Annotated in this window: 8 protein-coding genes; all 8 read left to right on the forward strand. The window is 67.4% G+C overall.

Annotated features, from left to right (window positions below):
* Positions 1–2: 2 nt before the first annotated feature.
* Positions 3–422 (forward strand): hypothetical protein, encoded by a 420-nt coding sequence (locus WAQ08_RS01740; RefSeq protein ID WP_422188912.1) that lies wholly within the window; start codon positions 3–5, stop codon positions 420–422.
* 725 nt (positions 423–1,147) lie between these two features.
* Entirely contained in the window at positions 1,148–1,315 is a 168-nt protein-coding gene (locus WAQ08_RS01745) for a hypothetical protein (RefSeq protein ID WP_422188913.1), read from the forward strand.
* 78 nt (positions 1,316–1,393) lie between these two features.
* The gene (locus WAQ08_RS01750; RefSeq protein WP_422188914.1) at positions 1,394–3,493 is read left to right on the forward strand and encodes a type VI secretion system Vgr family protein; all 2,100 of its coding nucleotides are present in this window, start codon (positions 1,394–1,396) and stop codon (positions 3,491–3,493) included.
* Between the two features lie 47 nt (positions 3,494–3,540).
* The gene (locus WAQ08_RS01755) at positions 3,541–4,047 is read left to right on the forward strand and encodes a hypothetical protein (RefSeq protein ID WP_422188915.1); all 507 of its coding nucleotides are present in this window, start codon (positions 3,541–3,543) and stop codon (positions 4,045–4,047) included.
* A 108-nt stretch (positions 4,048–4,155) separates the two neighbouring features.
* Positions 4,156–4,701, forward strand: a complete 546-nt coding sequence (locus WAQ08_RS01760; protein ID WP_422188916.1) for a DUF4123 domain-containing protein — start codon at positions 4,156–4,158, stop codon at positions 4,699–4,701.
* 13 nt (positions 4,702–4,714) lie between these two features.
* On the forward strand, positions 4,715–6,553 hold the full coding sequence (locus tag WAQ08_RS01765) for a hypothetical protein (protein WP_422188917.1): 1,839 nt from the start codon (positions 4,715–4,717) through the stop codon (positions 6,551–6,553).
* On the forward strand, positions 6,553–7,362 hold the full coding sequence (locus WAQ08_RS01770; RefSeq protein ID WP_422188918.1) for a hypothetical protein: 810 nt from the start codon (positions 6,553–6,555) through the stop codon (positions 7,360–7,362). The genes WAQ08_RS01765 and WAQ08_RS01770 overlap by 1 nt, the downstream gene beginning before the upstream one ends.
* Positions 7,363–7,418: 56 nt before the next feature.
* On the forward strand, positions 7,419–8,709 hold a 1,291-nt coding region (locus tag WAQ08_RS01775), incomplete at its 3' end, for an FHA domain-containing protein (RefSeq protein ID WP_422188919.1).

The following is an 8,709-nucleotide window of genomic DNA, read 5'->3' on the forward strand; positions in this document are numbered from 1 at the left end:
CCATGAGCACTGCCGTGATTGACCTGGACCCCGAGGCCGGCGTGGTGAACGTCGCCGGCCAGAGCTTGTCTTTGGACTCGCTGGAGCGCCTTTGGTCGGTCGTGGCGGTGTTTCCGGGCTTGCCCGATGAGGTGGAGCAACGCTGGGTGGTACAGACCGGGGCAGGCATCTGGCTGGCGGCTGGTTTGAGCCTGCCCACCCAGGCGCATGTGGACGTGCTGAGCGCCTGGGCGCAGGCGCGCGGCGGGCTCTTCCGTTTGCAGCGGCTGGGCTGGCCTTGGCTGTGGCGAACGGCGGGCTGGACATGGTGCGCCATGCGCCGAGGCGGCGGGCGATTCAGCCTGCCCGTCTGGGACGCGGTGCGCCAGGGCGCTCGAGAGGTGGGGCCTCTGGGCCTCGATGATGTCTTGAAGGATGCGTGAGGCCTGCGGCATGGAGCAACTGACTGGACAGAGCAGCGTGACGGTGGTGATCGATGATCCGATCGCCCGCCAGTGCTATGTGCTGACGGTGCCTGGCAGCACCGAGCAGGAGGGCTATGCCTTCTTGCGCAGCCTGGACAACGGTGTGGCAGGGGCAGGGGCGCGCCAGTTCCTGGCTGGCGCAACCTGGGATCCGATCAGGCGGCGCTACCAGGCGGTGGACCGCGCGCTGGTTGAGGCTGCCCAGATGCGCGTATCCCGGTTGGGGCCCAACCCGGCAACGGCCGAACTCGAGGTGCTGGTGCGTCAGGCCTCGGCACAGCGCACGGCCGCCGCGAGGCTGTGGCGTGTGCCCTCAGGGCCGGATGCCATGCTGGCGGCCGAGGCGCGGGACTGGGCAAAGTACGGTGCGGGTGGCCGCAACTTCAACAACCTCATGAAGCGGTCGCAGGCCAACCCGGCCCGCGCGACATGGGCGCGGGATGACCATTTACGTCAGATCCTGCGCAATGTCGAGAAAACCAACCCGGCGGTGGATGCGGCCGTTCTGCGCAACGCCCGTTATCTCAAGGCTGGAGGCGCCATCCTGATGGTGGCCGGCCTGGGGTGGACTTACCACGAGTATCAGAACACGCCTGCTTCCCAGAAGGCCGAGTTCATTCGCCGCGAGGCGGTCACTACCGTAGGGGGGGGCCTTCGCCACGGGCCTGGCCACGGCTGTCCTGGTGGCCGTGGGCGCCTCGGGCGCCGTGGTGATCGGCGTGGGCCTGGTGGCGGGCCTGGTTGGCGCCCTGGCCGCCGAAGGCGTCTACCGCTCCATCTATGGCAAGAGCCTTGTCGGGCAGTTGCAGGACACAGGCGTCATCCAGGCCGGCCTGTTGAAGGGGCGCTGACCATGTGGCGATTCGCGCTCGCATCACCAGAAAAACGCCCGGGCATTGCCGGGCAAAGACAGGATTGAAAGGATCATCATGGCACTGCTTGCTGAACTGATCTGCGATGTGCCCGGCAAGGGCCAGATGCAACTGATGTCGTTGTCGGCCTCGGAGGGGCTGTCGCGACCATTCGAGTACCAGGTCGAAATCTTGAGCGACAAGTCCGATCTGGACCTGGCCAAGTTCCTGGGCAAGAGCATGACCATTGCGCTGGAACTGCCCGAGGGCAAACGGCATTTCAATGGTCTGGTGGCGCGTTTTGCCCATTCCGGGCGGCGCACCAAGCAGTTCTTCCACTACCAGGCCACGCTGCGCCCCTGGCTGTGGTTCCTGTCGCGCACGCAGGACTGCAAGATCTTCCAGGAAAAGACGGTGGTGCAGATCGTCGAGGAGGTGTTCGCAGACCACTCCGGCATCGCCAAGGTCAGCAAGAAGCTCACGGGCACCTACACGCCCTGGGATTACTGCGTGCAGTACCGCGAGAGCGACATGAACTTTGTGACCCGCCTGCTGGAGCAGGAGGGCATCTACTATTACTTCGAGCACACCGCCAGCGGCCATGAGCTTGTGCTGTGCGACAGCGCCTCGGCGCACCAGTCGGTGCCGCTGTACGAGAAGGTGCCCTACAAGGCCAACTGGTCGGAGGCCCATGGCGACCAGGCCGAGACCATCCAGAGCTGGAGTGTGGGCGTGCAGGTGCTGCCCACCAAGGCGGTGCTGGCCGACTACGATTTCGAGCGGCCCACCGTGGCGTTGCGCAAGGACAGCGCGCTCACCCGCCAGCATGACCTGAACACCTACGAGGTGTTCGACTACCCAGGCGAGTACACCAAGGACGGCGATGGCGTGGCCTACGCCAAGGCGCGCGCGCAGGAGCAGCAGGCCGGCTACCAGGTGGCCAGCGGGCAGTCCGATGCCCGTGGCCTGACCTGCGGCGCCACCTTCAAGGTCCAAGGCCTGCCCAACAAGACGCTGGACGGCGAGTACCTGGTGCTGTCGACCAACATCTACATCGAGGAAGGTGTGGAGATCGGTGGCGAGGAAGGCAGCGAAGGGCAATACTCCTGCGACTTCCAGGTCATGCCCACGGCCGACAAGTACCGTGCGCCGCGCCTGACGCCCAAGCCCATGGTGTACGGCCCGCAGACGGCCATGGTCGTCGGCCCCTCCGCTGTCAAGCCGCACGATGTGCACACCGACAAGTACGGCCGCGTCAAGGTGCAGTTCCACTGGGACCGCCTGGGCAAGAAGGACGACAAGAGCTCGTGCTGGATCCGCGTGTCGCATCCCTCGGCCGGCAAGAACTTCGGCCACATCAGCCTGCCGCGCGTGGGCGACGAGGTGGTCGTGAGCTTCCTGGAAGGCGATCCCGACCAGCCGCTGATCACCGGCCGCGTCTACAACGCCGAGTACATGCCGCCGCACGAGCTGCCGGCCAACGCCAGCGTGAGCACTTACCTGAGCCGCTCGATGGCCGAGACCGACAAGGCCAAGTCCAATGAGCTGCGCTTCGAGGACAAATCCGGCAGCGAGTACATCTGGCTGCAGGCGCAGAAGGATTTCCACCGCGAGGTCGAGAACAACGACTACGACACCGTCAAGGCCGACCAGTTCATCACCTTGAAGGGCAAGCGCCAGGAGGTGGTCGAGAAGACGGTGGAGCAGGTGATCTACCAGAAGATCACGACCACCTTCATGGCGGACCACCACAACTCGGTGGGCGGCGACTGGCTGCAGACCACCAAGGGTGTGATCAACCTGCACTCCGACGGCGACTTCGTGGTCGACACCAAGGCCAATGTGGGCGTCAACGCCATGCAGGGCATCGACATCAAGGCCACGCAGGACATGAAGGGCGCGGCGATGAACGTGCACCTCAAGGGCGACATGAACGTCACCATCGAGGCGGGCATGACGCTCACGCTCAAGGCGGGCGCCGGCAGCATCGTGATCGGCCCGGCGACCATTGCCATCGACGCGCCGATCGTGAACATCAACTGCGGCGGCAGCGGTGGTTCGGCCAGCCCGGCCAGCCCGCCAGCGGTGGCTGCCCCGGAAGACGCCGTCAAGCCTGAACCAGACAAGGATCCCCTGATGCCCAATGGCGGTGCTGCGGCCAGCCCCCCCAAGAAGTGATGGACACCATGAAGCATCAGGCCAGGCGTTTCCTGCTGGGGTCGATCATGCTGGCGCTGCTGGGTTGCGCCGATGTCCATGGCGTGAAGCCAGTCAAGCAAGCAAATCTCGTGAAGGAGCATTCAATGACGTTGTGGGAACTGATTGCCGGCCTCGAGAAGCAGATGCCCCTGACGATCTCCAAGGTGGAGGCCGTGACCGGAGGCAAATTCTCGATCAGCAGGGAAATGCCGGCCTATGTCGTGCTTGAAGCCAACGGCTGGCCTCTGGCTGATGGCGTGTCCGTGTCACGTTCCAGCCTGATGATGCGGCCTTCGCTGCAGTTCGAGGACAACAGTGGCCTCTCGTTGGAACTGGAAGGCACCTGTATCGCGCTGTCGCAGGTGCGTGAGCGCTTCGGCGACCTGACCCTGGTGCAGGCACCCCGTGGCCGCTCGCTGGACGAGACCCGCGTCTGGGGCGTTCCCAAGCCGTGGGGGCACCTGAGCTTTGCCTTCCAGGAGCGCCGGCCGGACTGTCTGTTCAGTGTGGCCTTTCACAAGACACCGCTGTGAGGCCTGCCTGGCCAGCCCGTTCCCGACTCCCATGCACAGGCCCTCGAGCGCTGAAGCCGGTCCAAGGCGGTTCCTGGCTGGCCAGGATTGAAAGAAGCGCAAAGCAAGATGCAGCAGCCGTACAGTCATCTCAAAACCATGCTCTGGGCTTCGCCGGCCACGAAAGCATATGCGGTCGTCAGCGGCGGTGTGATCCCGGGTCTTCGTGACCTGCTGGGCAAGTCCGACGTGCGCGATTGGGATTGCCTGTGGCGCGGGGCGCTGCCGCCGGAGAAGGCCGCCCGGGCGCCCTACCTGATCGAACTGGATCCGCAGGGCAGTTTCACCGACTGGCTGTTGCAGGAGGCCGGACAGATCTACCCCGATTGGGGCGTGATCGGCCTGGGGCCGGTCAGTCTGATGGCGATGCGGGACCATAGCCGCAGCCTGCTCGATGTGCTGTTACCTGATGGCCAGCGTCACCGCTGGACTTGGTACGATCCGGTGCTGTGGGCCTCCTTGTTGCCTAGGCTTGATGCTCTCCAGTTGGACGCCGCCTATGGCCCGCTGACCGATTGGGTGGTGGTTCGCTCCTCGGTGTGGCAGTGGTTCACGCTGAGCACGGGCCAACTGATTGTGACGCCGCGTGAATGCACGCCGGCTGCAGCGGCTTGAAGGACGGCCCGCCATGCTCCGACTGTCCACTGAACAACACGACTGGCTGCAAGCCCAGCAGCGCGATCACCTGACGCAGGCTCTGGTGCGGGTGCTGAAGGCGCGGTGGCCAGCCCTGGCTGCCAAGTTGGGCGACCGTGTCACCGCCTTTGTCGATGCGGCCCTGCTGCAGGCGGCACGCCGTGGGTTGGGAGAGTCCGCGCAAGCCGCCCGCTATGTCAATCTGTGGTGTGTCTGGGGGCCGGCATTCGATGACAAGCCAGGCTTCGAGTGGGCCACCGACATCCTGCGCGATGAGCACCGTCCACCGGGCGTGAAGGTGCAGCAGCTGGTGCTGCGGTCCCGTGATGAGCTGAGCCTGCGCTCGACCACGGGCGTGAAGCCAGAGGAATTCGACGAGGCTGATGCGGCGCTGGAGTCGGTGGCCGTCGGTCCGGGCGCGGCCCCCTGGATCGAGGTGCTGCCAGGTTTGGCCCAGCCTCGCCAGGTTTGCGACATGACCGCGTTCGACATCGCCCTCGGTGACCAAGGCTGGCGTCAGGAGTACCGCCTGGCCTTGTCGGGGGGGGGCGTGCTCGTCAACCGCGCGCCTGTGGTGGGCGAGCCGCAGCGCTATCGCACCGATACCCCGCCCGTGCCTGGCGTTGAAGTGGCCCCACGCCAGGTCGCTGTGCTGGCCTACCCAGCCGCGCAGGGGCACAAGGCCTGGCTGCACCTGCGTTGCGCCGTCGATGCTGTGTGCGACGAGCAGGTGCACCCGCGTGTCGAGCTCAAGAGCGATGCGGGCGTACAGGTGTTTGCAGGACAGCCGGCCCGTCTGATCAAGACGCCGCTGCACTGCGCACAGGAGTTCACGCCACCCAAGGCTGCGACAGGTGCCATGGCAGTGGCTGCGGGAACACCTGGCAAGCCAGGTGCCCCTGTGGCCACGCCGGTGACGGACGGCGCCCTGTGTCGAGAGCGGCCACCCCGCTACATGCAGATCACGGCCTGCACCTGTGGCCTGCGGCGCGCCGGCGCGCCTTTGGGGCAGCACGACGTGGTGCTGAGCATCTTGCCGGCCGAGCAGTGGTTCACTGAAATCAGGGCTTTGCCTCAGCCTGCTTGGCAATGGCCCCATCAGGGGGCCCGCGAGACCACGCCGCCGCCACGGGTGCGGGCAGAGCGCGATGGGCAGGCACTGGAGCCCACTGTGGCTGCCTGGCAGCAGGGCTTCGCCCGTCTGGGCGAGGCCTTCGTCCATGGCATGGACGGCTGGTGGCAGCAACTGGCGCGTGACGAGGTGCTGCTGGCGCCCAGGCTGGAGGCCGTGCCCCAGTTGATGCATGGTCTGGCCGCCTTCACATGGGGCGCACGCGAGGCCATCACGGCCCAGGGCAGCAGCGGCTTCCTGCGCGCGCAACTGATCGCCCGCCTGGTGGCCTGCGCGACGGAGCTGACGGTGATGGGCGAGCTGCGCCATGCCGGCACGCATGCCCGCGTACATCTGCAATCGCGCGGGCGTGCTGTGTTGGAGGCCGATGTGCTGCGTGATCAGCCGGAGCCTGCCCTGGCCGAGCGCCTGATGGCCGTCAAGGTCACGTGGTCGCACCCCTTCGAGGTGGCGATCGAGACGTTGGCCCATCCGGGCCTGTCCAACGTGAGCGAGGCCCCGGGCAGCAAGCCGGGGGCGCTGGTGGGGGAAGCTGGGCTTCGCCCACGCCCTGATGGGCAAGGCTGGCAATGGTTCTTCAAGCTGGCCCTGGAGCCCTGTGTCCTGTCGCTCCAGGTGTGGGACCCGGTGCGTGGGGAACAGACCGCCCAGCGCACCTTGTGGCCGGCGATCACGCTGGTGGATTGGAGCGCCGGCTGATGGAACGCCTGATGATGATCCGCCTGCAGGCCCGGGGCTGCGCCGCTGAGGTGCAGCTCAACGGTCTGTCCTTGGCGCGCGTGGGGGCCGAAGGCGGCAGCGTGACCCTGCCTGTGCACGAGTACGCTGTGGCCGGCCGCAACCGCCTGAGCTTCACGGCCGGCCCCCAGCCCCTGGTGGGCGAGGCCCCGCCGGCCCAGCCCAAGGTGGGCGATGGCACGGTCAACGTGCGTGTGGTGCTGGCGCTGTGCCACCAGGGCCAGGCGCCGCAGGATCCCAATGCCCGCGTGCTCTCCCAACTGTCGTGGACACCGGGCCAGAACGAAACCCACGACTGGCCCTTCAGCTTCGGCCAGGATGTGGAGCTGCCCGTGAACTTCCCGCGCTGGCGCTGGCTGGAGGCACCGGTCATCACCCAGGGCCCGGCCTTGCAGCGTCAGGTGCTGGAGCTGCTGCAGGGGCTGGCGCTGGACCTGCAGCGCGGTGACCCCGACAGCCTGCTGGCCGCAGCCCGCCTGCGCACCGAAGAGCTGGCCCTGGCCTACCAGCGGGCGCCCAATGCCTGGGTGCAAGAGATCCGCGACCATGTGCAGCAGCTGTTCGAGGCTCAGGCCCTGACGGTCCAGCCGCCCGAGCCCGATGGCCTGTTGCTGCGCCCGGTGGCGGGTGGGCGCCTGGTCGAGTGCCTGGGCAAGGATGGCGGCCCGGCCCTGCGCACTGCGCCCGGCCCCAAGGAGGCCGGCGAGGCCTGGTCCGCCTGGCCCTTGCGCCTGGCCCAGGTCGAAGGCAAGCTCTACATACTGCGCTAGCGCGCACTGCAACGAACGCACCGCAACGCAAGAACCGAATCCCCGCAGGAACCATCGTGATCAAGCTCACTGTCCAGACCTACAACGGCACGCCGCTGCCCCAGCCTCTGTCGGCCCAGTTCGACGAGCTGGGCGGCAGCATCGGCCGTGCCGACACCAACCAGTTGGTGTTGCCCGATCCTGAGCGTTCGATCTCACGCGTGCACGCCCAGGTGGTGTTCCGCAATGGCGCCTATGTGCTGGTCGACCGGGGCAGCAACCCGGTGCTGGTCAACGGCCGTTCGCTGGGCAATGGCGTGGAGTCGCCGCTGTCGGCTGGAGATCAGTTGCAGATCGGCGGTTACGCCATCCGTGTGGACGTGCTGGCCGGCGGTGCCTCGGCCGGGGCGCATGCGGGCGGTGGCGCGGGCGATCCCTTCGGTGATCTGGGTGGGATGGCGTTCGCTGCGCCGGCGCCGAGCGCGCCCAGGCCTGCGGCGGGCGGTTTCGGCGGGGCTCCTGCGGGGGGGGGCCGGCCTCCGGCAGGTGGCGCGGGCAGTGCCAGCACCGACCCGATGGCGGCTTTTGGCTTCGGCGGCGGCAGCCCTGCGCCAGCGGGGGATCCCTTCGGTTTCAACGCGCCTTCTTCCGCGCCTGCGGCGGGGGGCTTTGGCGGTGGCGGGTTTGGCGGCGGCTTCGGTGCGCCAGCCGCGCCGGCGCCGGCCTCCTCGGCCCCTGCAGCGGGTGGCATCCCAGATGACTGGGATCCTTTCGCACCCGATCCCGTGTCGGCACCCAAGCCGCACGACCTGGCCCGTTCGCTGGGTCAGGGCAACAGCCTGGGTCTGGAGCTGGGCGGTGGTGCCAACGCGCCTTTGATCCCTGGCATGGGCGATCTGGGCGGTGGCAAGGCCAACACCTCGTCGTCGATCGACGCGATGTTCGGCCTGGGCGGCGGTGGCGGTGGTGATCCGCTGGCCAACTCGGTGCTGGCCCAGGCCTCGGCCCAGCCCAACATGGCCAACCACCTCGACCCGATGAAGTCGCTGAACACGGTGAGCGTGGCATCGGCGACGGTGGCGCCTGACAACGTGTCGGCGCTGAACCAGCCCTTCATGGAGCCTCCGCTGAAGGTGAATGCGCCCAAGGCCGAACCAGCGGTGCCCGCACCTTCCGCTCCGCCGGCGGCGGGCGGCGCCGGCTCGGCCGTGATGTCCTGGGACGATGGTGCCCAGGAAGGCCGCACGGTGATCCGCTCCAAGGCCAAGTTGGGTGATTTCGACAGCTTTGGCACCACGGGTGGCGCGAAACCCGCTGCACCCGCACCGGCCCCTGCGCGCCCAGCCGCGCCTACCCAGGCACCGGCTG

Origin of the sequence: Aquabacterium sp. (assembly GCF_049274795.1) — a bacterium.
Classification (GTDB): domain Bacteria; phylum Pseudomonadota; class Gammaproteobacteria; order Burkholderiales; family Burkholderiaceae_C; genus Aquabacterium.

Excerpts from the sequence above, each read along its gene's own strand:
- WAQ08_RS01740 (WP_422188912.1), top strand. The coding sequence starts at position 3 with ATGAGCACTGCCGTGATTGACCTGGACCCCGAGGCCGGCGTGGTGAAC.
- WAQ08_RS01750 (WP_422188914.1), top strand. The coding sequence starts at position 1,394 with ATGGCACTGCTTGCTGAACTGATCTGCGATGTGCCCGGCAAGGGCCAG.
- WAQ08_RS01755 (WP_422188915.1), top strand. The coding sequence starts at position 3,541 with ATGCTGGCGCTGCTGGGTTGCGCCGATGTCCATGGCGTGAAGCCAGTC.
- WAQ08_RS01760 (WP_422188916.1), top strand. The coding sequence starts at position 4,156 with ATGCAGCAGCCGTACAGTCATCTCAAAACCATGCTCTGGGCTTCGCCG.
- WAQ08_RS01765 (WP_422188917.1), top strand. The coding sequence starts at position 4,715 with ATGCTCCGACTGTCCACTGAACAACACGACTGGCTGCAAGCCCAGCAG.
- WAQ08_RS01770 (WP_422188918.1), top strand. The coding sequence starts at position 6,553 with ATGGAACGCCTGATGATGATCCGCCTGCAGGCCCGGGGCTGCGCCGCT.